Genomic DNA, 24,366 nt, shown 5'->3' with positions numbered 1-24,366 from the left:
GGCTTCATCTCCTTCTCTGCGTATCGGTGCCGGACCTGCGGCCCTTGCCCATCTCATGCAGCTTCAGCGCAAGCTGCAGCTCCAGCATATCGTCACCGTCATCCTGGCTTAATCCCAGCAGCTCACAGGCCCGGTCGATCCGGTAGGTGACCGTATTATAATGAGTGAACAGCTCGCCGGAGGTCCGCTTGACGTTGCGGTTGCATTTGAAATACAGCTGGAGCGTCTGGAGCAGCGAAGCATTATGCTTGCGGTCGTGCTCCAGCAGCGGAGCAATATACTGATCCCTGTACTCGGTGATCTCCTCCAGCTCGGGCAGATGGTACAGCAGCCGGAAGACACCCAGCTTCCGGTAATCGACATAAGACCCGCTGTAGCCGCTGATTTGGCGGATGCGGGCGATTTTGCGGGAGGATTCATAGCTGAACCGCACCTGATCAGGGCCGTCCGCAAGATCGCCAATACAGAAGGCGCAGCTCCCGCTGACAACTATCCGGTTCATCTCGGCCAGCAGACGACCCAGCGTCTCCTCCAGCGGAAGCTCCGGCTGCTCCGGCACGGTCAGCACCAGCTCCCCTTCAAGGATGGTGAGCTTCACATGCTGAAGGTCTGCCCGGGCACGCACCCGCTTCACTACCTGCTGCAGCTGCTTAAGCTCCGGCTTATCCTCCAGCCATCCGATGGTTACAGCACGCAGCGGACGCTCCGGTAGCGGACAGCCGCAGGCTGCGCCACGCAGCTTCAGATCCTCGGCAGCGGCAATCCGGCCGCTGATCCAGTCCTGCAGGAACTGGTCCACATACTTCAGCTCCACCTCGCGGCGGGCCCCGGCATTGATCATCTCCAGTCCGACCAGTATACCGACCCGGTCAATCGTTAACTGATCCACTACCGATAGCTCGCTGTTCCACTCCAGCAGCACCAGCAGACATTGCTCTGCTCCCTTGTCATTGACAGCCGAGACATAAGCTCGGATACGCCGTTCTCCAACTGTGAGGAATGTAATGCCGAGACTGCCTTCCTGGCGAAGCTGTATCCAGGCCGGAAGCTGCTCCTCCAGCTGTAGCGCATCCGCCTGCGGAGAACAGAAGACCTGATCGGTATCATCCAGCAGGACGACCGGATTATGCAGCATCCCGTCCAGCGTCAGCAGGAAATCCTCAATCCCGTCGCCATGGAGAAGCTGCTTCGACAGCTTCTGGAACCGGCTCTGCAGCTGCGAGAGCTCCCGCGCCTCCTGCACCAGCACCCGCTCCATAATGTCGCGGACCACATCGGAGAAGGAGGTGGAGGCGGGCAGCTCGAAGATCGGGAAGCCCAGCTGATCCGCGAGTTCCAACGCCCTCGGCGGAATCTCATCGATATAACGTTTGGTTTTGATCCCGAGCGCGGACACTCCCTTCTGGTTCAGCTGGGGAATAATCTCGGCGATCAGCTCCGGCCGGTTATGAAAGGGGAAGCCGCTTGTAATCAGGAACTCTCCCGGACGGACCCAGTCAATGACATCGGGAACCTCCATTACATTGACCCGGTTAATATAACGTCCAAGGCCCCCGGCCCCAGCCAGCAGGGCCGCTTCCTTCAGGTCGGGAATCAGCAGGATATCGCTGCAGGTCAAACCGGTAATTACATTGCTGCCCATGGCTCCGCCGCCTTTACTATAGCTTGGAAGAATAGATATCCTCGATTAGTGTAGTGCCGAAGAAGCTGTTGGACGGCACCTCCGCCTCCGCCGGTACAAAAATACTGATCTGCTCCGAAGGAGAATCCCCTGTATTCCTGACAGAATGGACTACGCCCGCAGGCACATGGAACGTATCTCCGGCCCGGTAGCTGTACCACTCCCCGTCACATAGCAGCTTGACCTCTCCTACGGTAATATGAATGATTTCGACTACATCATGATAATGCGGCAAGACTTGGCCGCCGATCCCCAGCTTCTCCCACAGAATCGAGCTCATGCGGATGCCCAGGCGGTCCGCCTCCGTTGCCGAGACAATCTCCCGGTGATACAGCTCTATGTGATTCGGCATAAGCTCCCATGTCATATCTGCTGCTGCCAGCACTTTCGTTTCCTGTGTATGCATATTCGATTCCCCCATGATGGATAGTGATAATACATTGCTCCTGTCAAAAAGCTCTGCTACCTGCGGCGGAACACAGCCGCCACCGGTCCTCCGCCCTTCGGCCCCTGATGCTCGCCTCCGCCGGAGACGTAGATCATCGGGTCGCCGCCGACATAGGCCAGCACACCGCCGACTACAGCCCGCGCATGGCGGGTATGATTGATATCCGAGTCATCCAGCATGATATGGCGGCGTCCGCGGATGACGCCATCGGGATCGGCTTCCGCCTTGGCCAGCACCTGCACCAGCTCTTCACCGGGATAACGGTCCAGCAGGCCCTGAAGCGCAGCGCCATCCACAGCATCCTGCATCACGGCATGGTCGATGTGGTACGGGCCGTCCGCAGACAGTGAGTTCCCGAACACAATCACTTCGCAGCAGGACAGCTCACTGCCCGCCGAAGTGGAGGCTACCGCGCTGAATTGAGTCCAGTCCGTGCAGATATCTTCCTCCTGCAAGGCCGCACGATCCACCTCACCCAGCGCTACCCCGGCACCCAGTGCAGAAGCTCCTCTGGAATAGCCCATCGATTTATAAGTATCCTCTGTGACGAGCGATACCTCACGGTTGTGTGCCTCATAGATCTGCTCAGCGGTAAGCAGCGGACATTTGATTTGTACAAAATGCACATCCTCCGGTGAGGTGATGCCCGCATCCATGACCGCACGGGCCACGGCATCCGCCACGGCGTCCACCTGAGGGAGCCGTCCCAGTTCCTCCGGCCGGAAGCTCCGGGTTCTGGCGACTCCAATGGCGAGTGACTTCAGGCCATCAGTGACCATACCCGGCTCCTTCTGCCCGCTGCGGCTGATAACCGTGAAGTGCGGACTGAGCACCCCTTCCGTACCGCCGGACATCACATAAGAGATGTCGGCAGCTCCTCCTTTTGCCGCTTCAGCAAAGAATCCTTTCAAGGCCATCACAGCATAACCCCGTGTAAAATCATTCACACAGCCGTTTCCCTCCGTCTTCCCCAGCACCGCGACCACTTCCTCCGGCCGGAACAGGCCTGCTTCCACCGCTGCGCTTAATCCCGACATATCATGCGGCGCGCCTGCCGGGATTCGAATGACCGAGCAGTTCATCATAGATCATCGCTCCTTGTCCAGAAAATAACCCGTTTCTCCAGCAGCCCGATACACCAGAACAGCAGCAGGCCGCACAGCGCCGAAGCAATAATGGCCGAGAACATCACCGGCGTATCCATATGATAGGAAGAGACAAGCACTACATAACCGAGTCCCTTATTCGCTCCGACAAATTCGCCGACTATGGCACCGACTATCGCGAGCGAGGTGGAGATTTTGAGGGCAGAGAAGATATAAGGCAGACTCGTCGGCAGGCGCAGCTTCCAAAAGATTTCGCTTTTCGTCCCTTTGTAGGTGGAGAACAGCTCCCAGGCTTCGTATTCAATGGCCTTAAGCCCCTTGACACTGTTCACCAGAATCGGGAAAAAACAGATCAGCATCGAAGCGATTACCTTCGAGGTATACCCGGTCCCCAGCCAGACGACCAGCAGCGGGGCCAGCGCCACCAGCGGCGTAGTCTTAAGGGCGATGGCCAGCGGGAACATCCCTTTCTCAATCGGCTTGGAATGAACAAAAATCACTGCGGTAGCCAGGCCGAGGATATTGGCGAGAATGAACCCGGTCAGCGCTTCGCCCAGCGTAACCAGCGTATGCGACCACAGCGAGCCATTGATAGCCGAGACTACCTGCGTAGGCGCAGGTAGAAGATACATCGGAACCGACAGGAGACGTACAGCCAACTCCCACAGCAGCAGGAAGCCGAGCGCAAACGTGACCGGGTACAGGGTGTCTTTGATTTTGACCGTCATAGATGCTTCACCCGCTTTCTCAGTTCCTTGACAATCCGGTGAAATTCCGGCAGCTCCTCCATGCCCGCCTCACGCGGGGAGGGCAGCGTCACCGGAATGATATCCGTCACACCGGCAGGCCGGGGAGACATCATCACGACCCGGTCCGACAGCAGCGCGGATTCATGGATCGAATGGGTGACCATCACAATGCTGCTTAGACTGGTCTCCGGGCTCTCCCATAGCCGCAGCAGCTCGAAATTCAGCTTCTCACGCGTCAGCTCATCCAGTGCGCCGAACGGCTCATCCATCAGCAGCACCGTCGGATCAGCCGCCAGAGCTCGGGCAATCGCTGCCCGCTGCTGCATCCCGCCGCTGAGCTGATGCGGGAAGTGGTTCAGATAATCCTGGAGGCCGACCAGGCTCAGGGCACTTTCTGCTTTTTCACGTGCCTCGGCTTTGCTGAACTTCTTCTTCTCGCCCAGCTCCAGCGGCAGCATGACATTCTGCAGCGCGCTGAGCCACGGCATCAGGACCGGCTTCTGGAAGACCATGCCCAGGGACAGATCAGGTGAAGCATACGCCACCTCTCCACCGGCCTCCGGGCTTAACAGCCGCAGCATCAACCGGAGTGTTGTGGATTTCCCGCAGCCGCTTGGTCCAAGAATCGAAATGAACTCATTGCGGTATACATCAAGGCTGACCTGATCCAGCACAGGCACGTTGCCGAAAGAAAGAGAGCAATTGCGCAGGGAGAGCATGGTTTCCCGGGTACCGGGATGCCGCGCGGCGGCAGCATCCAGCTGTTCTTTGATCGCTGTTGTCATTATCGGGTCCCTCCTTATTTCAAAAACTCGTTGGTGAACAATCCGCCGATGTCCTGTTCCTTTTTCACAAATCCCAGCTCGACCAGATTCTTCTGCAATGTCTCCCAAGATGCCTCGTCCATTGAGCCCAGCGGGAGCTTCTCCGGATCCAGCAGCGGAATGCTGGCCTTCATCATATTGACCTCATGCTTCAGATCCAGCTTCTCGCCATACTTCAGACCGAATTCCGCCGCTTCCTCCGGATGCTTTACTGCATAATCCCAGCCCTGCATAGACGCCTGCACGAAGCTTGCGACCATCTCCGGGTCCTTCTTGATGATAGACTCCGTAGTGAACAAGGTATCAGCATAGAAATTGATGCCATAGTCGTTCGGGTCGATAATATTCACTTCCTTGCCCTGCTCCTCTACAGCCAGCACTTCATTAATGACATATCCGGGCCAGGCCTTGACCTGACCGGTTAACAGCGGACTCAGATCATATTTGACCGGCATCTCTTCGATTTGCGAAGGGTCGATACCCGCGCTTTTCTCCATGGCCCGGAAGGTCAGCTCTTCGTTGCCGCCCAGCTTAATGCCCACCTTTTGCCCGACCAGATCCTCCATCGTCTTGATCCCTGACTCTTTGAGCGTGAACATGACGAACGGGGTTTTGCGGTAGATCGCGGACAACGCTTTGACCGGGACGCCTTTCTCTCTGGCGATGACGATCTGGTCGGCACCGGTAACTCCGAACTCCTCACTGCCGGAAGCTACCATCTGCACAGCCGGGAAATCCGAGCCCCCCGGGCGGATCTCAACATCCAGCCCCGCTTCTTTATAGAAGCCTTTTTCCACTGCGGTATAAAAGCCGGCAAACTGCGCCTGGTGAATCCACTTCAGCCGGAGCACCACCTTTTTCAGCTCGCCCGAGCCTTCCGCTCCCTGGCCTTCAGCCTTCCCGGCTTCCGTATTGTTACCGCAGGCGGTCAGGAGCAGCATTAGCGAGGTTAACAGCATCAGCGCTTTTGTTCTGGACTTGTTCCACATGGTTATTCCCCCGTTTATGAATGATTTAGTATTGCTCCAGCGCCTTCAGCACCGCTTGTGAATCACTTACACTGCCGAACACTCCGCCCTGCATTTGAACCATACTCAGCGCCGCCAGGTGATTCGCTTCATCCGTCGCTCCTGTACAATCTGCAAGGATCAGACACTCGTACCCGCGGTCATTGGCTTCCCGCATCGTGGTGTGTACACAGACATCGGTAGTAATACCGGTCAGAATCAGATGGGTAATTCCTTTATTCTTCAGGATCAGGTCCAGGTCTGTTGCGTAAAAGCTCCCTTTGCCCGGCTTGTCTATAATGTACTCTCCGTGGGCAGGCGCCAGCTCATCAATGATCTGCCAGCCGCGCTCCCCCCGCACGAGGATTCGTCCCGCCGGTCCTTCGGAGCCGATCTCGGCCCCGATCTGGCGGCTGCGCCACCGCTTGTTCGCCGGCAGATCCGACAGATCCGGCTTATGCCCCTCGCGGGTATGGATCACGGTGAAGCCTTCGATGTCCCGGATACGGGCCAGCAGCCGCTGAATGGGCTGGATCGCCCTCGCTGTTAATGAGAGGTCATAACCCATTCTCTCGACGTAACCGCCCTTGCCGCAAAAATCCGTCTGCATGTCGATAATCATCAGCGCTGTCTTCGCCGGGTCCACAGCCCCGTCATAAGGCCAGATGTAAGGTGTTGCTGCAATCTGCATGGTTTATGCTCCTCTCCTGATGTCGCTATCTCTATTAATGTTATATTAGTTAACATTAATTCGCGTTTCCTTGGTATGAGTTAGATTATATTACAATGAATTTGCGATGTCTTCGGTTTTATTACGAAATAATACACTGAATGTTTGTGTTTATTTACACAGTTAACATATACATAACATTAACACTCGCAAAATCGCTTATCAAAAAAGAACACTCCGATTCTTACCAAGCCCAGGGTGTCCCAACAGTTGAATGCTCATACTTTCCTCCCCCTGCCTCTTCCATAAGCTGTAAGCGCTGGGAAACCAGTTTTTTTGTCGAAATAGAGCTGCATATTTCGAGTTTTTTGATAAATAGGCATAATATAGTTGAAAAATAGCTCTTTAAGTACTAGAATTAAGCTTGTTTGCAGAAGTTAATGACGCGTAAGAACTATTTATGACTCTTTTTGTCGATTACAGTCGACCATAACTCCCACCTCTACAGGATGTATATCATTGATCTATTTCTAAAGGCAAACTTCCCGAAAGGGCAGGACGCAAAGCTATGGGCCTAAGAACGCCGGAATCTGCGTTTACGGTTGCCAGGCTGCCAATAGAGACCACTTAAGCCAGCTATTCAGGAGGGAAAGCCTCCCAGGCTTGATGATGTTCTTTTTCTGTACGAATTGCCATTGATCATACGAAAAAGTGAGGTTACAACCATGCCGCAGCAGGATATCGAACCAAGCCGATATGAATTCGTAGAGTCCCTGATGCTCGAACGTAAAGGTCTCCTGGATTCATTCTCTGTGGAGGGCCGAGCTTCTGACGGGACAACTGGAGATAAGAATGGAATTATCCTCGTGCAGGACAACCAGATATTCATTACTCCCCCGCTCCCCGGAGGTGCTCCCGCCCGCATTTCTGCGGTCCACCCTGTTGTCCTGAAGATCAACTGGAAGACCGTTACAGAGCCGACCGAGGTGACCAGGGCGGATTATATCACTTGGGAGATCTGTGAGAAGCCGCAATATGAAATTACCGTATCGCCTGACAAGCTCAAGGTCCACTTCACTTTATACCGTGCAGAGAAGTACGCCTGGAATCTGGTCAACTGCCCCGCCGCCTTCGAAGCGGTCGTCCGTGCCCAGCCCAATCCGGCGATGCTGCTGTCCACGCTCACCATAGAACAGATTATCGCCTCACTGGACAACCGTTTTATTCTGCGCAACCTGAACATTCCCGCCCTGTACGCGGAGCTTACGAACCCTACATATCTCCCCGTATGCATCGCTGAAGGCAGAGCCCCGCTGCCCGGCAAGGAAGCCCGGCTGGAATTCCTGCTGCCTGAGCATACACTGGAGGGGAACCGGATGCTTCAGGGACAGGGAGCCCGGGGTCAGAAGCCTGCGGAACCCTTGGAGTATCTCCGTTTCCCGGGAGCCCCCTTTGCCTTTGCAGGCGAAGTCTTCGCCCGCAAGCTGCCGCCGGAAGAAGGCATTCCCGGCCTCGACACAGACGGAAGGGTCCTGCCCCCTCCCCCGCCGCAGGATATCTACTTTGCTGCCGGTAATCATGCCAAGCTCCTTCCCTGTGGCAATATCGTAGCCCGGCACACCGGCAGGCCCCGTATCTGCGGAGGAAGCGGCAGCGTCCGGATATGTGACTTCCCTCCGGTCAGTCTTCTGGCCAGAGAGATGACAGATCCTGCGGGCGATGTTATGTTCGCAGGTGACATCATTGTACCGGGAGATCTGGAAGGACCTGTACGAATTGAAGCCCTCGGGAATGTGTACGTCTATGGCGATATCCGCCAATCTACAATTATAGCCACCGGCAGTATTTACGTTAGCGGCCAGGTCACCGGCAGCGGCCTGTACGCCGGACACGCCGGGGTAATGCAGCATCGTCTGCACAGCCTCGCATGCCTGCTGCGGACAGAGACGGACGGACTGCTTGAGGCAGCGCGCCAGCTGGCCAAGAATGTGGAATCCCGCCAGCAATCCGTGAATTACGGCCTGGTAGTCATGCTGCTGCTGGAGGATAAATACAGCCACTTGGGCAGCCTGATCCGTGATCTTCAGGCTGCGCTAAGCCGTATGAACGGGGCGTTCGGCTCCGGCACGGACCAGCTCTGGCAGATGCTTGAGGTATTCGCCCATCCGGGACAATTCACCGGGTACATCACGGACAGTGTCCTAAGCCGCTTCTCCAGGCTGCTGCTTAAGCTGGGTGAGGAGATTGAGCTGCTCCAGGAGGAGCATGCGGTGATTAATCTCGCCCGGTCACAGGACAGCCGCCTGGAGTCCGGCGGCAAGCTGCTTGTGCGTGATTCCTGCTAAGACTACTACTATATAAGGAGAAGTGAGAGCGTGCGATATAACCGTCTGGGCAATAGCGGCCTGCAGGTGTCCGCCCTGGGTCTTGGAACCAATTCCTTCGGCAAACGGGCAGATCAGGAAACCTCGGTCCGCATTCTGCACACCGCTATGGATCAGGGCATCAATTTCATCGATACCGCCAATATCTATGCCGGATCTGAATCGGAGCGGATCATCGGCCTTGCGCTTGAAGGCAAACGCCATAACGCAGTGCTGGCGACCAAAGCCGGATTGCCGAAGCATGAGGGACCCGGCGGCAGCGGCTCTTCGCGCCATCATCTGATGCAGGAGCTGGAGGGCAGCCTGCGCCGGCTGAAGACCGACTATGTGGATCTGTATCAGATTCACACCTTCGATCCCTACACACCGCTGGAGGAAACGCTGCGTACGCTGGATGATCTGATCTCCGCAGGCAAGGTGCGCTATATCGGAGCCTCCAATTATGCCGCCTGGGAGTTGATGAAGGCGCTTGGAATCAGCGAAGCCCGTAACTGGGCGAAATACATCTCTATCCAGTGCAGCTATTCGCTGGCTGACCGCACGCCCGAAGCGGAGCTGCTTCCGCTCTGCCTGGATCAGGGTCTGGGCATCATCCCGTACTTCCCTCTGGCGGGCGGCATTCTTACCGGCAAATATACTGGCAGCAGCAAGGTCCCTGCCGGCTCCAGAGCAGAGACCGATCCGAACTTCCGCCGCTTCCTTACCCCGGAGCGCATCTCGCTCGGGGAGCAGGTTCAGGCCATTGCGGAGCGACTGGGCACCTCACCTGCAGCTCTATCCCTGGCTTGGCTGATGAACCGGCCCGCCGTCTCCACGGTGATTGTCGGTGCAACTACAGTAGAGCAGGTACAACATAATCTGCAGAGTCTCTCCGCTTCAACGGATGCGGGAATACTTGAGCAGCTTGACCAGGCCAGCGCCGCCTTCCGCACCAGCGAGCCGTTTGCAGTCTACCGGCTGCCGTAAGCGCTGACGGTGACGTTCATATTCATATACAAAAGCGAGCCCCCTTATACGGAGACTCGCTTTTGTGTATTTTGGCTAATGCTGAAGCTGTATTGTATTATACCGCAGCAATAAACCGCTCCATGTCTTCCTGTACGGTAGTAATACCGCCGATACCGAAGGTATCTACCAGAACCTTAGCTACATTAGGCGACAGGAAGGCCGGAAGTGTAGGACCCAGGTGAATGTTCTTCACGCCCAGATGCAGCAGCGCCAGCAGTACAATCACCGCTTTTTGCTCATACCAGGCAATGTTATAGGAGATCGGAAGATCGTTGATGTCTGCAAGACCGAACACTTCCTTCAGCTTAAGCGCTATAACCACAAGAGAATAGGAGTCATTGCACTGGCCGGCATCAAGCACGCGGGGAATTCCGCCGATATCGCCAAGCGCCAGCTTGTTATATTTGTATTTGGCACAGCCGGCGGTCAGGATCACCGTATCACTCGGCAGCTCTGCTGCGAAGTCGGTGTAATAATTCCGGCTCTTCATCCGCCCGTCGCAGCCGGCCATGACGAAGAATTGCTTGATGGCGCCGCTCTCTACCGCTCCAACCACCTGATCCGCGACATTCATTACAGCCGCATGCGCGAAGCCGCCGATAATCTCGCCTGTCTCAATCTCCACCGGAGCGCTGCAGCTCTTGGCCTGCTCAATCAGCGCCGAGAAATCCTTCTCTCCGTCCGCGCCTGCCGCGATATGCTGAATTCCCGGATACCCGGTGTTGCCTGTCGTGTACAGCCGGTCTTTGTAGCTGTCCTTCGGCGGCACAATACAGTTCGTAGTCATCAGAATCGGACCATTGAAGCTGGCAAATTCCTCATTCTGCTTCCACCATGCATTGCCGTAGTTGCCTACGAAGTGGCTATACTTCTTGAAGGCCGGATAGTAGTGGGCCGGCAGCATCTCACTGTGCGTATACACATCCACTCCGGTACCCTCGGTCTGCTTCAACAGCGCCTCCATATCCTTGAGGTCATGACCGCTGATCAGAATACCAGGGTTCGTGCCTACCCCAATATTGACTGTGGTAATCTCCGGATTGCCGTAGGCTGCGGTGTTCGCACGGTCAAGCAGCGCCATCACATCCACGCCGAACTTGCCGCATTCCAGCACCAGAGCCGTCAGCTCACCGCCGCTTAGATTGTCATCCAGTGCTGCAGCCAAGCCTTTCTCCATAAAAGCATGTGCTCCTGCTTCATAGAAGCCCAGTACCGCAGCATGCTCCATGTAAGCAGCCATTCCCTTCAGGCCATAGGTCAGCAGCTCGCGCAAGGAACGGATATCCTCATGCTCCGTAGCAAGCACACCGACGGTTGCCGCCTTGTCCATCAGCTCTTCATCAGTCACTGCATTCCAGTTCGCTGCGTCATGCTCCGACAAATAGGCCATCACTCCGGCATCAGCCACTCTGCTGCGCCACAGATCCCGCAGGGCCAGTCCTTCCCGGACCTTCGCGTTGAAATATTCCGGCACAAAGTTAGCATTGGTAATCGTAGCGAACAAGCTCTCTATGATAAATTTCTCCGTCACCGGATCAGTAATCCCCAGCTCACGCCCGCTGCGCGCGAAGATGGCGATGCCCTTGAGTGTATACACCAGAAGATCCTGCAGCTTAGCTACCTCACTGGTCTTGCCGCACACCCCCTGAATCGTACAACCCGTCCCCTTAGCTGCCTCCTGACACTGGAAACAAAACATTTCGCTCATTACCTGATCACTCCTTATCATTAATGGAATCGCTCTGTGCCTCGCCTTTACAGTTACCAATAATTGTAGTAGACTTTCGTCTATCAATCGGTAACGAATGTTACCAATCACAACACATCGGGAGGAAAAGTATGAGACCGGAGCCCGCTTCGCTGCAATCCTGCCTGCTATTTCGCGGAAAGTCCGCAGATGAGATCGAACAGCTGCTGCATACACTGGCTTACGCTGTCAGCTCCTACCATAAGAATGCGATTATTCTGGCAGAGGGTGATCCGGCGGACCGGCTTGGGATTCTGCTCTCCGGCCGCATTGAGGTGCAGAAGACACACCCTACCGGCAGCAGTGTAACCATCGCCCACCTGAAGGAAGGGCAGACCATAGGCGAAGCTGTATTATTCCGCAGGAATAACACCGTGCCCGCCACCGTCACGGCCACAGGCCCCTGCAAGGTGATGTTCATCAGCAAGCAGGAGCTGCTGAGATTATTCGCGGCCGACACCGATATCCTTACCCGCTTCATCGAGAATCTGTCCGAGCGGCTGGTGCTCGTGAACCGGAAGATCGAGAACCTGTCCGCCGGACCGCTGCGCCGCCGTATCGTAGACTTCCTGCTGGAGCAGGGAGAGCAGCAGGAGTCCGATCGGCTGAAGCTCCCCTTCAGCCGGAAGGAATGGGCTGAACATATGAATACCGCCCGCCCTTCCTTGTCACGGGAGCTGGGATTCCTGCGCGACCAGGGCTGGATCGAATTCAAGGGCAATGAAATCACCCTGCTGAACCGGAGCCGGATGCATGATTACATCCAGACTCTGCCCTCTTCGGCAGGCAATCTATAGGAACCGCAAATCACCAAGGAGGATACAAGCATGCCACTATACACTGCACAACAGATCGACCGGCTGCTGGCTGAGCACAGACAATGGTTCACCGGCGGAGTCACGAGAACCCCCGGCTTCCGGCTGGAGCAGCTTCAGAAGCTGAAGGAGGCCATCTCACGCAATGAAGCCCGGATTATCGCTGCACTGAACCAGGATCTGCATAAAAGCGAATTCGAGGCTTACGCCACAGAGATCGGATTCACGCTGGACAGCATCGGCTATATGATGAAGCATCTACGGCGCTGGATGAAGCCGGTGAAGGTAGGCTCACCGCTGCACCTGTTCCCGGCACGGAGCAGAATCATAGCCGAGCCTTACGGGACGGTGCTAATTATCGGGCCGTTCAACTACCCGTTCCAGCTGCTGATCGAGCCGTTAATCGGTGCCATTGCCGCCGGGAACTGCGCCGTACTGAAGCCCTCCGAGAGCACGCCCGCTACCTCCGCTGTCATTGAGGACATGATCCGGGAGACCTTTGATCCCGCCTATATCCGGGTAGTACAGGGTGAGAAGGAAACGACGAATCTGCTGATTCATGCGGCGTTCAATTATATTTTTTTCACCGGGAGTGTGCCTGTCGGCAGAATTGTCATGGAAGCGGCGGCGAAGAACCTGGTACCCGTCACCCTTGAGCTGGGCGGCAAAAGCCCAGTAATCGTAGACCGGAGCGCCGACCTGGAGACTGCAGCGAAGCGGATTGTCTGGGGGAAGCTGATCAATGTGGGACAGACCTGTATTGCGCCTGATTATCTGCTGGTCCATAGGGAGGTAGCAGCCGAGCTGATTGAGCGGATGAAGCGCTGCGTCACTGATTTCTATGGCACAGACATCCGGCAGAACACAGACTACGGACGGATCGTGAATGAACGCCAGCTGCGGCGGATCGGGGAGATGCTGGAGCGGGACCGCGATAAGCTGATTCTGGGCGGGACGGTCATTCCCGAGGAGCTATATATCGAGCCGTCTCTGATCTATCCGGCGGCCTGGAGTGACGCTTCCATGGAGGATGAGATCTTCGGGCCTGTGCTGCCGATTATGGAGTATACCCGGCTGGAGGAGGCCATCCAGAGCATCAACGCCCGTCCGAAGCCACTCGCTCTCTATCTGTTCACCCGCGATAAGCAGGTGGAGCAACAGGTGATGACCGAGGTGTCCTTCGGCGGCGGCTGCATCAACGATACCATCTCCCATGTAGCCAGCACCCGGCTGCCGTTCGGAGGTGTCGGGAATTCCGGGATCGGCGGCTACCACGGCAAATACAGCTTTGACCTCTTCTCCCATCACAAAAGCATTGTTAAGCGAGGCACCCGTCTTGACCTCGGCATTGTCTACCCGCCCTACGGCAGCAAGGTCAAGCTGGCGCGGAAGCTGCTGAAATAGCGCCGGGGCAGGAGCAGCAGGGAAACCTCTTTTATATAGAAGGAAGGTTTCCTTTGTGGTGTAGTATGGATTGATCCTCACCTCAACCCGCAATCCGCCCAGCCACCCAGCCCGCGACCTCTTTCTCCGGAATAGGCTTGCTGATATAGTAGCCCTGAATCTTGTCACAGCGGGTCCGCTCCAGAAAAGCAAGCTGCTCCGGGGTCTCAACCCCTTCAGCCGTAACGTTCAGTCCCATATCATGGCCGATGGTGACGATGGAGCTGGCCAGCGACCTATTGTTCGGGGTATCGATGCTGTCGATGAAGGACTTGTCGATCTTCAGGGTAGTAATCGGGAGCTGCTTCAGATAGCTGAGTGAGGAATAGCCCGTTCCGAAGTCATCCAGCGCAATCCCAATGCCCCTCTCCTTGAGCGCCTCCAGCTTGGAGCTGATCGCCTCGAAGGATTCCATGAAGATGGATTCTGTAATCTCCAGCTCAAGATACTCCGGCGCAAGCCCGGTATCCTCCAGCACGCTCAGCACCATCTCCGTGAAGTCATCCAGCATAAGCTGAATGACCGAGATATTAACCGAGATATGATAGCCCTCATAGCCCTGATTCTGCAGATCCTTGGTGAACCGGCAGGCGGCGCGCAGCACCCACTCCCCTATGGGGACGATCAGGCGGCAGTCCTCGGCAATGCGGATGAAGGATAAGGGGGAGACGAAGCCGAGCACCGGGCTGTTCCAGCGGATCAGCGCCTCGAAGCCCCAGAGCTCGCCGGAGCCGGTATCCACCAGCGGCTGGTAATGCAGCGACAGCTCATTATTGGAGACCGCGCTTCTTAAGTGATTCTCAATAATCATCCGTTCGTCAAAATACTGCTGCATCTCCTGCCCGTAGATCATATAACTGCCCTTGCCTGCTTCTTTGGCCTTGTACATGGCAATGTCGGCATTCTTCAGGAGTTCCTCCGCACTCTTCCCGTTCTCCGGGTATTGGGCAATCCCGATACTGGCCGTGATATGCACCACACTTGCATGAAGCTGGAACGGCTCCATGAAGCCCTGTACCAGGGAATCCGCATAGCGGATCACCTCACCTGCCTCCGTCACATCCTTGAACAGAATCACAAACTCATCGCCGCCGAAGCGGAAATGCTTACTGCGCCCGTCAGAGCGGCTAAGCAGCCGTTCCCCGACCTGCACCAGCAGCTCATCCCCGAAGGTATGGCCCATGGAGTCATTAATGTACTTGAAGTTATCGAGATCCAGGAAGAACAGCGCCGCATGGCCGCCGGAATGCTCTTCAATGAACCGCTCCAGCTCCTCGGATAACGACAGCCGGTTCGGCAGACCGCTAAGCACGTCATTATAAGCCAGCAGCCGGTATTTCTCCTCACTGGTCTGCAGCAGCGCCTGATTCTCCACCACCTTGTTATACTGCTCCAGCAGCTCATCCTGCAGGGCAGTCAGCTCCTCATAGGTCGATTCCAGCTCCTGATAGCTCGTCTGCAGCTTACTCTCATAACCCTTGCGGTCCGTGACATCCACCATTGACCCGGCAAACCGGATATATCCGCCGCCCGCATTACGCAGCACCTTGCCCCGGGCCTGAAACCACTTGTATTCGCCTGCCTTGCTCCGCATCCGGTATTCAGCGTAGTAGTAAGAAGAACGACCCTCCAGATGCTGGATACGCAGCCGGTTCTCCTGCTCGGCATCCTCCGGATGGAGAATATCCCGCCAGCCGCCGCGGCTCTCATTCAGCTCATCCCGGGCATATCCTAGCACCTCATACCAGCTGTCCGAGAAATAATAGATCATCGTAGACATATCAACGTCCCAGATTACCGCATCCGAGCCGTAGGTTGCCAGGCTGAAGCGTTCATTGCTTTTTTCCAGGTTGCTTCTAATCCTTCTGACCAGCTGCACATAGAATAACAACACCAGAATGAAGGTTACCAGCACTGCAAAGGCAACCACGATGCTCAGCACCAGTACCTTGTAGGTCTGATAAAAGGAGAACGGCTCGTTAATCACTTCGCTGCCCTCCGGCAGCTTATCCGGTGATATCTTGAACCGCTGCAGCTCATTGTAATCAAACACCTTGCGTACATTACTGTCGGTCACCACCGGGATATCCCCGGCACGCTCCCCCTTCAGGATACGCAGCGCCAGATCGGCCGCCGTCTGCCCCTGCATTCTGCCGCTGATCAGGCTCCCGCCGAAGGCGCCATGGTTCAATGCAAAATCATAGATATGATACACCGGAACACTGCTGCTCTTGCCCAGCTCGCTTGCGAACCTGTCGAACTCCACAATTCTTCCGGTAGAGTCACTATAATATGTAGTCATCAGCACAATACTGTCCGGGGACAGCGCCGATGCCGTAGCTTTGATCTGTTCCATGGACATGCGGTTCATCGGGAACAGCGCAAGCCCCGGATTCAAGGAGCTAATCTGATCCATCACCATCCGGCCGGTCGACAGCCCGCTCTCCGAATTATCGAAGACGACATACACCTTTTTCAGCGAAGGATTAAGGTCCATGGCCATGCGGATGGTGGGCGCTGCATCGATTTTCTCAATAACGCCTGTCATGTTGCGCTTATCCGGTAGGCTGTCCACCCCCAGCTCGTTGACCCCGCTGAAAACAATCGGAGCATCGTTCAGAAGCTCATGGCGGTACTTCATCGCGAAGCTCAGCGCCGCATCGTCCGTTGTGATGATCGTATGAATAGGGATGTTCTGATACTTGAAGCGGATGGTTTCGTAGAAATGTTCGAGGTTACCCTGCGTAGGGTACCTTTTCCAGTCCATGTATTCAGTGTAAATGACGGGGGGATTAGCTGTGCCTTTGAGACGTTCCTCTATTCCGGCACTTTGGTCATCGGTCCAGGCAAAGCCCTTCTGATAGGAATGCAGCACCAGCACGTTCCGGGCGGGAAGCTCCTCGGCTGCAGCGAATGCAGCTCCTGCCGGGGCTGTTGTACACAGGAAGATCAACAGAGGCACAAGCAAGCTTCTTAACAACCTGAGATGAATATGATCTACACTCATTCGCACACTCCCGTTCATCTATCTCATAATCGGAATCTGACAAGTTGAAGGATAATGTATTCATGGGGCTTCATTACGGGGACTGCTTTGATACAATTATAGGGGGAAAAGATGTTTTTAGAAACAACAAAAAGCGACAGCAGCCGTCGATATTGGACAGAGCAGACCGCTCACGTTAGAATGAATCTGCAGTTGACTGCTCAGACAGGAGGCCAGGCCATGCCGACCATCAAAGACGTTGCGCTGAAGGCTGGCGTATCGGCAACCACCGTATCCCGGGTACTGAACAACAGGGGTTACTTAAGCGAGGAATTGAAGCACAAGGTTCACCAGGCGATGGAGGAGCTGAATTACCGGCCGAACGAACTGGCCCGCTCCCTTAGCCGCTCGAAATCCAACATCATCGGACTGATTATTCCGCATGTGTCTTTGCCTTTTTTCGGCGAATTAACCAGTCATATTGAAGAACATGCCTACCGGGAAGGCTATAAGCTGCTGCTCTGCAATTCGTGGCAGGACAAGCAGAAGGAACAGGAATACATCCACATGCTGCGCGCAAGCCGGGTAGACGGGATTATTATGGGCAGCCATACACTGGAGGTGGAAGCCTACCGGCAGATGAATCTGCCGCTGGTGACCTTCGACCGGCAGATCTCACCGGATATCCCTTATGTCTGCTCGGATAATTATGAGGGAGGCAAGCTGGCTACCACTCTTCTGATTCAAAAGGGCTGCCGGCACCTCGCCCATATCGGCGGGCATCCCAAGCTGAATATCTTATCCCATCTGCGGTGTGTGGCCTTTGAGGATATGGCGAAGCAGCACAATCTGGAGTATGTCACCCTCCATACCGACAACAACAGCTTCGACTTCGAAGCTTACGAGCAGCTGCTCGGGCAGCTCTTTGCGGAGCATCCTGAGGTGGACGGGATTTTTGCGGGCAGCGATATCATCGCCGCCTATGCCCTGAAGGCCTGCCGCACCAGAGGACGGCGCGTCCCGGAGGATGTGAAGATCGTCGGCTATGACGGCATCATGCTCCGCAGCCTGCTCGACCCGCCGATCACCACCATCCGCCAGCCAATGGAAGCGATCGGCAAGCTGGCCGTGGACCTGATCCTGCAGCAGGTGCAGGGCCACAGCGTAGCCGCTGCGCACATTCTGCCTGTGGAGCTGGAGGAGGGGGCTACTACCTGAGGGGGCTACTACCCGGAAAGGCTGCCACTTAAAGTAGGTGGGGGCTGAGGGTTTGCTGGCTGTATCCGATAAAGGCGCGAGTGGTGAGGTACTTAACTGTATTCCGTACAACTAAATCATCCGATGTGCCGCCGAAAATCCACTTAGCTGTATTTCGTACAACTAAAATTCCAGCTGCGGCTGGTTATCACCCTTTTGGGCAAATTTAGTTGTATAGATTACACTTAAAAGAGGTAACCCTGCCATTTTACGGTTTTTAATTGTACAGAATACATCTATCAACGAAAGTTCGCTTCGAACTAAACTCCAACCATCGCCGCATTTATGAATGTATTCACTTCTTTAGAGCTCATGCCCTGCTAGCCAAAAAGCCTCTGCATACCTGCAGAGGCTTCTTTAATCTCATAGTAATATGAACGACATCAGCTTTTAATTAAAAACGTTTAGTTTTTCGCCGGCACATTGTATTCGGTTTAATACGAAAATAAAAGTCGGGATGCGACTGATGCACCCGACTTATTTTCATTCCTGGGGGTGACAAGGCCTCTGTCTTGTCATGCCTGTTTTTCGCTTACATTGAGCCCGTGTACCTTCTCGCCAGCACATTGTATTCGGTTTTTCGCTTACATTGAGCCCGTGTACCTTCTCGCCAGCATATTATATTCGGTTTTCCGCATACATTGAACCCTGTACCTTCCCGCCAGCATATTGTATTCGGTTTTTCGCTTACATTTGGCCCGCACACCTTCTCGTAGCACAATATGTTCGGTTTCCGCATACATTGCGGCCGCGTGCCTTCTCGCCAGCACAATGTGTTCGGTTTTCCGCATACATCCTGCCACGCCCCTGCTTCCTTACTATACACACAGCATCTCTCACAGCCCGATACTGCCTTCCACACGCGGCTAACGCGCGAACAGCTCAAGCAGCTTCCCGGCGTCCAGCCCCGCCGTAGTGGGCAGCACCAGGTCAGCCGTACCAAGCTGCTCGGCCGACCCAATACCTACAGCCTTCATGCCCGCCGCCCGGATCGCGGCCACGCCTGCGGCTGCTTCCTCCACGCCGATGCAGTTGCCCGGCGGAACACCCAGCCGCTCTGCCGCTTGCAGGAAGATCTCCGGATCGGGCTTGCCCTTCCGGAGCGCAGCCGGGTCGGCAACGGCCTGGAACCACCGGGCTGCGCCGAGGCGCTCCAGAATGAGCGGCGCATTCAGGCTGGCCGAGGCCAGCCCCACGGAGATTCCCCGCTCGCGCAGGGAATCGAGCAGCTCCCGGATCCCCGGCAGGAGGTCCGCCGGGGTGATACGGCCGATCATCTGCCGGTAATGATCGTTCTTCTTCTCCGCCAGCCGGAGCTTCCCGGCTTCAGGCAGCTTCGCAAGGGCGCTGCCCTCCAGCACGATCTCCAGCGACTCCATCCGACTGACGCCCTTCAGCCGTTCATTCTTCTCCCGGCTGAAGGGCACGCCCAGCTCATCTGCGAGGGCCTGCCAGGCAAGATAATGAGCCTCGGCGGAATCTGTAATCACACCGTCGAGATCGAAGATTACGGCTTCCAGCCGGTGCGCCAGCGACATCCTCACCGGCTCCTGCGGAAGCAGCTGCAGCGGCTGCTTCTTGTGTCTGATCGCAAGTGCCGTCCCCTCCAGCAGCGTATACACTACCGCCTCACGTTCAACGGAGATTTCCAGCAGCTGACCGCCAACTGTAACCTTGAAGCGATAGCTCTCCCACTGCTCCGGCAGGACGGGGGCAAAGCCCAGCTCCCCCTGAGCCAGCCGCATGCCGCCGAAGCCGTTCACAATCGACATCCAGGACCCGGCCATCGCCGCCATATGCAGCCCGTCCTTGGCATTGTGGTTGATATCGTCCAGATCCATCCGTACCGTGCGGCTGAAATAACGGTATGCCCCGGCCAGATCGCCGATCTCCGCAGACATAATACTGTGGATGCAAGGAGACAGCGAGGAGTCATGCGTTGTCAGCGGCTCATAATAATGGTAGTTGCGGAGCTTATCCGCCAGGCTGAACTTGTCACCAAGCAGGAACAGGGCCATTACCAGATCAGCCTGCTTCAGCACCTGATGCCGGTAGATCACCAGCGGGTGATAGTGGAGCAGCAGCGGATACTTATCCGCAGGCATATGCTCGAAATCCCATTTTTGCTTACTCAGAAAGGTATCATCCTGGGCATAGATCCCGAGCTGCTCGTCAAAAGGAATAAACATCCGTGCTGCGGCCTCTCTCCAGCCCTCTGCCTCTTCGGGAGTTAACCCGATCGCCTGCCGCAGCCGTTCGTAATCCGCGGGATAGTCCCGCTGAAGCAGCAGAGCTGTCTCATAGGCATACTGGAGCTGATCCTGCACCATGAGGTTGGTGTAAGCATTGTTATTCACAATCGCCGTGTATTCATCCGGCCCTGTTACTGCATCGATGCAGAAGGCCCCTCCGCGCGCGGGGTTATAGTGGCCCAGATCGGCCCAGAACCTTGAGGTCTCGAACAGCATCTCCGCACCCCGGCTAACCAGAAATTCCATATCGCCTGTGGCATGGATATATTGCTTCAGGCCGTAGGCTATGTCCGCATTGATATGCGCCTGGGCAGTGCCTGCGGGGAAGTAGGCGGAGTTCTCCTCGCCGTCAATGGTCCGCCACGGGTACAGCGCCCCCTTCTGCGACATGACCGCTGCCCGCTCTCTGGCCTTGCCGAGCGTAGCATAACGGAATTCCAGCAGCGCACGGGCGATCTCCGGCTGCGTGAAGGTGAAGAACGGCAGCATGTACATCTCCGTATCCCAGAAATAATGCCCCTCATAGCCTTCGCCGGTCAGGCCCTTGGCTCCGATATTCGTTGCTCCGTCCCGGCCCACGGATTGCAGCAGCTGATAAGCATTGAAGCGGATGCCCTGCTGGAGTGCAGGATCACCGCTAATCTCCACATCCGCTTGTGCCCAGAAGCTGTCCAGATACGCCTGCTGCTCCCCGGCCAGACCGGCGAAGCCCAGCTCCTTGGCCAGCGCCAAGACTTCAGCACTCCTGCCGGCCAGCTCCTCCTCCCCGTAATCTCTGGAGGTATGATACGTTATATATTTGGTTAGCGTCACCGTCTCTCCGCTGCGGACAGCAGCGGCGTAACAGACGGAGATGCGCTGCCCGATCAATTGGTGGCTCATCTCGCGCCCGGACTTCGCCTGCAGCGCATGGCTGACAGCGGTCAGCAGCGCAAACCGCGTGTGGCGGGTCCGCTGCCTCATCCACAGATCCCCGGTGACTTCGTCATATCCGGTATCCTCCAGCAGCAGGCGGGATTCGCCGCCGCCCGCCCCCAGCCTCGGGTCACCGGTAACCTCAGGCCGGGCAATCTCGCCGTCCACCGCAGAATCGAACTTCAGTGTCCCGGAGAAATTCAGCGCCGTCACCGCATAGTCGATAGCGGCCAGATGCTTATGCGTCAAGGCAACCATCCTGCGGATCACCAGCAGTACCCGGTGCCCGGCTGGAGATTCCCACTCCAGCTCCCGGTGTAGCATACCGCTGCGCATATCCAGCCGGCGCTTATACCGGTGCAGTTTCCCCTGATCCAGCCGGAACTCATGGCCTTCGATGCTGAGCCGGATGATACGGGCATCGCTGACATTCAGCATGGCCTGGTTGCGGGAGGGGTACCCGAAGGCCCCCTCAGGATAGACCACCGGCTCAGAATCAAAGAAGCCGTTCAGATAATTTCCGGCTACCGAAGCCCCCGCCTTGCCGTGATAGCCTTCCTCGAAATTCCCGCGCATACCGATATAGCCGTTGCCTAGTGCAAAGACACTCTCGCTCCGCTGATTGTATTCATCCTCATAGTGTTCCTCTTCGATACTCCACTCCCTGTAAGGGTACAAGGCGGGAGGATGCTCACAAGACTTCATCTTTATTTTCATCTCCGTACTTATCTCCGTACTCATCTCCGTACTTATCTCCATACTTATCTCCGTATTTGTCTCCGGTCTCATCTTCGTATTCTCCTCCCGATTGCCGGCTTCTCTTGTCCCAGCCACAGATCAGCCTTTGACTGAGCCGCCCATCAGACCCCGGACGAAATACTTTTGCAGCAGGAAGAAGATCGCCAGCGGCATCAGCATCGAGATAAAGGCTGCCGAGGTCAGCAGATGCCAGTCATTGCCGCGCGAGCCGACCAGATCGGCGATCTTCATCGACATGACCTGAACCGACGGCTGGTTCCCGATGAAGATCAGAGACACCAGATAATCATTCCATACCCAGAGGAACTGGAAGATCCCGATGGAAGCGAGCGCGGGCACGGACAGCGGCAGAATCAGTCTGCTGAAAATAGTAAAGTGGCTGGCGCCGTCAATAAAAGCTGATTCAAACAGATCCTTCGGCAGCTGGCTGATGAAGTTGTACATGAAGTACGTAACCAGCGGCAGCCCGAAGGCCGTATGTGCCAGCCAGATTCCAAGATAACTGCCGTTCAGCCCAAGCGCCGTGTAATCCTTGAGTACCGGAATGAGCGCAACCTGAATCGGAATGACCAGCATCGCAATAATAATGACGAACAGCGTCTTGCGTCCGGGAAACCGTAACCAGGCGAAGGCATAGGCGGCAAAAGAGGCGATCAGCACAGGAATCACCGTCGCCGGAACAGCAATCGTCAGTGTATTCCAGAACGCCTGCGACAATCCGCTCCCCTTTTGCACCGTTTCACTGCCGTCCGCTTCCTTGAGTGTGTACTCCTTGCCGGACAGCACATTCTTATAGTTGTCGAGCGTGAGGTCAGGCACCGCCTGCCAGCCCTGCTCTTGCATATTCACCGTGCGTGCCCTGCGGTTCTCCCACATCAGGCGGCTGCCATCCGCCTTCACCCCTGCCTTGAGCTGTTCATCCGTATAGGTCTTGCCGTTCACCTCAATCGGCTCCCGCAGATCAACCTCCTTGGGAAGCTGCACCGTCCCGCCCGCTTTCCATTCCTGATGGGGGAACACCTTCCACCAGCCCGTCTGCAAAATATCCGCTGCGGGACGGAAGGAGGAGGCGAAGAGTCCGAAGGTCGGCAGAATCCAGAGGAAGCAGATGACGCCCAGAATCAGATTGACGGCCGTTTTGCTGCCCTTTTTTTTCTTGGTGCCCACCATTAGAATCCCCCCTGCTTGCGGAACTGCCGCAGATTAATAAGGATAACAGGCAATACCGCGATCAGGAGCACGATAGCCAGCGTAGAGCCGTAGCCGAAGTTGCGGTACATGAAGAATTGCCGGTAGAACTGCGTCGCTACAACCTCTGTATCGTATTGACCGCCTGTCATCACCATGACAACGTCAAATATTTTCAGCGTAAAGACAATAATCGTGGTGGTCACCGTCAGAATCGTCGTAGAGATGTAAGGAATCATGATGCCAAAAAAGATCTTCACCTCACCCGCACCATCCACCCGTGCAGCTTCCAGAATATCCTCGGGCACTCCTTTGATGGCCGCTGAGAAAATAACCATCGCAAACCCCGTCTGCATCCAGATCAGAATGATAATAAGGAAGAAGTTGTTCCACGGCTGCAGCATACTCGTCCAGGCCTGCGGTTCACCGCCGAAATAGGTCACAATCGCATTCAAGAGTCCAATCTGCTCATCGCCCGGCTGATAATAATAGACGAACTTCCAGATGACCCCGGCGGCAACAAAGGAAATAGCCATCGGCATGAAAATAATCGATTTGGCGATCCGCTCATAGCTGCTCCGGTCGGCAAGAATGGCAATCAGCAGCCCGAAGCAGACACAGGCCAGCGTGCCCACGAACACCCAGAGCAGGTTGTTGCGCAGAGCCGTAGCCATCAGACGGTCGCTGAAGATCGCGGCGTAATTGCTGAGTCCGACGAACTTCTCGGAGGAAGCGTTGAAGAAGCTTAAGTACAGCGTCCGCAGGGCAGGCAGAATCAGCAGCCAACCGAGAATAAGGACAGCCGGTCCGACAAAAACATATGGCAGCACCTTCCTGCGGACATGGTCCGGGTACTGCTCCACGGCCCAGGTCAAGGTGTAGTAGATCAGATATACGCCCAGCACGCCCCACAACACTGCGAGCACCGCTGTCAGCAGCGGTTGAAGCGTTGAATCGCGGAAAAACAGGAAAATCAGCCCGTTGACCACAATATTCGCAAGCAAAACGCCCAGCGATAGCAGGACTGCCCTGCCGCTGATTCTCTGATTGGCCTGCGCCCCGGCGGCACCCGGCTCCGGCCTTATTTGTGCATCCATATCGGTTCCTCCTATAGGCTCTGTTAGAGC

The 24,366-nt window shown here is 55.9% G+C and carries 17 protein-coding genes and 1 riboswitch; of the genes, 5 read left to right on the top strand and 12 right to left on the bottom strand.

The features are described from left to right. Positions 1-4: 4 nt before the first annotated feature. Genes C173_RS21240 through biuH form a run of 7 tightly spaced genes read right to left on the bottom strand, consistent with a single transcriptional unit; the run spans position 5 to position 6,506 of the window. On the bottom strand, positions 5-1,642 hold the full coding sequence (locus C173_RS21240; RefSeq protein WP_036728137.1) for a PucR family transcriptional regulator: 1,638 nt from the start codon (positions 1,640-1,642) through the stop codon (positions 5-7). A 16-nt stretch (positions 1,643-1,658) separates the two neighbouring features. Then, positions 1,659-2,087, bottom strand: coding sequence for a cupin domain-containing protein (locus tag C173_RS21235; protein ID WP_036728136.1), 429 nt, complete (start codon positions 2,085-2,087; stop codon positions 1,659-1,661). A 56-nt stretch (positions 2,088-2,143) separates the two neighbouring features. Beyond that, entirely contained in the window at positions 2,144-3,214 is a 1,071-nt protein-coding gene (locus C173_RS21230; RefSeq protein ID WP_036728135.1) for a ring-opening amidohydrolase, read from the bottom strand. Then, a complete protein-coding gene (locus tag C173_RS21225; RefSeq protein ID WP_036728133.1) occupies positions 3,211-3,963 on the bottom strand; it encodes an ABC transporter permease in 753 nt (250 codons plus the stop codon). The genes C173_RS21230 and C173_RS21225 overlap by 4 nt, the downstream gene beginning before the upstream one ends. Further along, positions 3,960-4,769, bottom strand: coding sequence for an ABC transporter ATP-binding protein (locus C173_RS21220; protein WP_036728130.1), 810 nt, complete (start codon positions 4,767-4,769; stop codon positions 3,960-3,962). The genes C173_RS21225 and C173_RS21220 overlap by 4 nt, the downstream gene beginning before the upstream one ends. A 14-nt stretch (positions 4,770-4,783) precedes the next feature. Next, positions 4,784-5,797, bottom strand: a complete 1,014-nt coding sequence (locus C173_RS21215; RefSeq protein ID WP_036728127.1) for an ABC transporter substrate-binding protein — start codon at positions 5,795-5,797, stop codon at positions 4,784-4,786. Positions 5,798-5,822: 25 nt separating this feature from the next. After that, a complete protein-coding gene (biuH, locus tag C173_RS21210; RefSeq protein ID WP_036728124.1) occupies positions 5,823-6,506 on the bottom strand; it encodes a biuret amidohydrolase in 684 nt (227 codons plus the stop codon). 504 nt (positions 6,507-7,010) lie between these two features. After that, positions 7,011-7,103, top strand: a riboswitch (cyclic di-GMP riboswitch). A 77-nt stretch (positions 7,104-7,180) separates the two neighbouring features. Here biuH and C173_RS21205 point away from each other — a divergent pair. Next, a complete protein-coding gene (locus C173_RS21205; protein ID WP_235191975.1) occupies positions 7,181-8,830 on the top strand; it encodes a flagellar assembly protein A in 1,650 nt (549 codons plus the stop codon). A 30-nt stretch (positions 8,831-8,860) separates the two neighbouring features. Further along, the gene (locus C173_RS21200; RefSeq protein ID WP_036728118.1) at positions 8,861-9,835 is read left to right on the top strand and encodes an aldo/keto reductase; all 975 of its coding nucleotides are present in this window, start codon (positions 8,861-8,863) and stop codon (positions 9,833-9,835) included. A 97-nt stretch (positions 9,836-9,932) separates the two neighbouring features. Here C173_RS21200 and hcp read toward each other — a convergent pair whose 3' ends face one another. Further along, a complete protein-coding gene (hcp, locus tag C173_RS21195; protein WP_155991602.1) occupies positions 9,933-11,585 on the bottom strand; it encodes a hydroxylamine reductase in 1,653 nt (550 codons plus the stop codon). A gap of 131 nt (positions 11,586-11,716) precedes the next feature. Here hcp and C173_RS21190 point away from each other — a divergent pair, with 131 nt between their 5' ends. After that, the gene (locus tag C173_RS21190) at positions 11,717-12,421 is read left to right on the top strand and encodes a Crp/Fnr family transcriptional regulator (RefSeq protein WP_036728116.1); all 705 of its coding nucleotides are present in this window, start codon (positions 11,717-11,719) and stop codon (positions 12,419-12,421) included. Between the two features lie 30 nt (positions 12,422-12,451). Then, the gene (locus tag C173_RS21185) at positions 12,452-13,843 is read left to right on the top strand and encodes an aldehyde dehydrogenase (RefSeq protein WP_036728115.1); all 1,392 of its coding nucleotides are present in this window, start codon (positions 12,452-12,454) and stop codon (positions 13,841-13,843) included. 82 nt (positions 13,844-13,925) lie between these two features. On the opposite strand, the gene C173_RS33010 is transcribed toward C173_RS21185, so the two are convergent. Further along, positions 13,926-16,889, bottom strand: coding sequence for an ABC transporter substrate binding protein (locus tag C173_RS33010; protein WP_051478250.1), 2,964 nt, complete (start codon positions 16,887-16,889; stop codon positions 13,926-13,928). A 219-nt stretch (positions 16,890-17,108) separates the two neighbouring features. Between C173_RS33010 and C173_RS21170 the strand changes: the two genes are divergently transcribed. Further along, on the top strand, positions 17,109-18,086 hold the full coding sequence (locus C173_RS21170) for a LacI family DNA-binding transcriptional regulator (protein WP_036728113.1): 978 nt from the start codon (positions 17,109-17,111) through the stop codon (positions 18,084-18,086). A 905-nt stretch (positions 18,087-18,991) separates the two neighbouring features. Here C173_RS21170 and pgmB read toward each other — a convergent pair. From pgmB to C173_RS21150, 3 genes are read right to left on the bottom strand one after another with little or no spacing between them, the layout of a single operon-like run. After that, entirely contained in the window at positions 18,992-22,081 is a 3,090-nt protein-coding gene (gene pgmB, locus C173_RS21160) for a beta-phosphoglucomutase (RefSeq protein WP_235191974.1), read from the bottom strand. A gap of 48 nt (positions 22,082-22,129) precedes the next feature. Continuing rightward, positions 22,130-23,221 carry a carbohydrate ABC transporter permease gene (locus tag C173_RS21155; protein WP_036728111.1) on the bottom strand — a complete coding sequence of 364 codons (1,092 nt, stop codon included), beginning with the start codon at positions 23,219-23,221 and terminating at the stop codon, positions 22,130-22,132. Continuing rightward, positions 23,221-24,336: a carbohydrate ABC transporter permease gene (locus tag C173_RS21150; protein ID WP_051478249.1), complete on the bottom strand. Its 1,116-nt coding sequence runs from the start codon at positions 24,334-24,336 to the stop codon at positions 23,221-23,223. Before C173_RS21150 ends, C173_RS21155 begins: the two co-directional genes overlap by 1 nt. Positions 24,337-24,366: the final 30 nt, after the last annotated feature.

It is taken from the genome of Paenibacillus sp. FSL R7-277 (assembly GCF_000517965.1).
GTDB classification, from domain to species: Bacteria; Bacillota; Bacilli; order Paenibacillales; family Paenibacillaceae; genus Paenibacillus_AQ; species Paenibacillus_AQ silagei.
The sequence above is the reverse complement of the archived record's forward strand: the minus strand, read 5'-3'. Positions and strand labels throughout refer to the sequence as shown.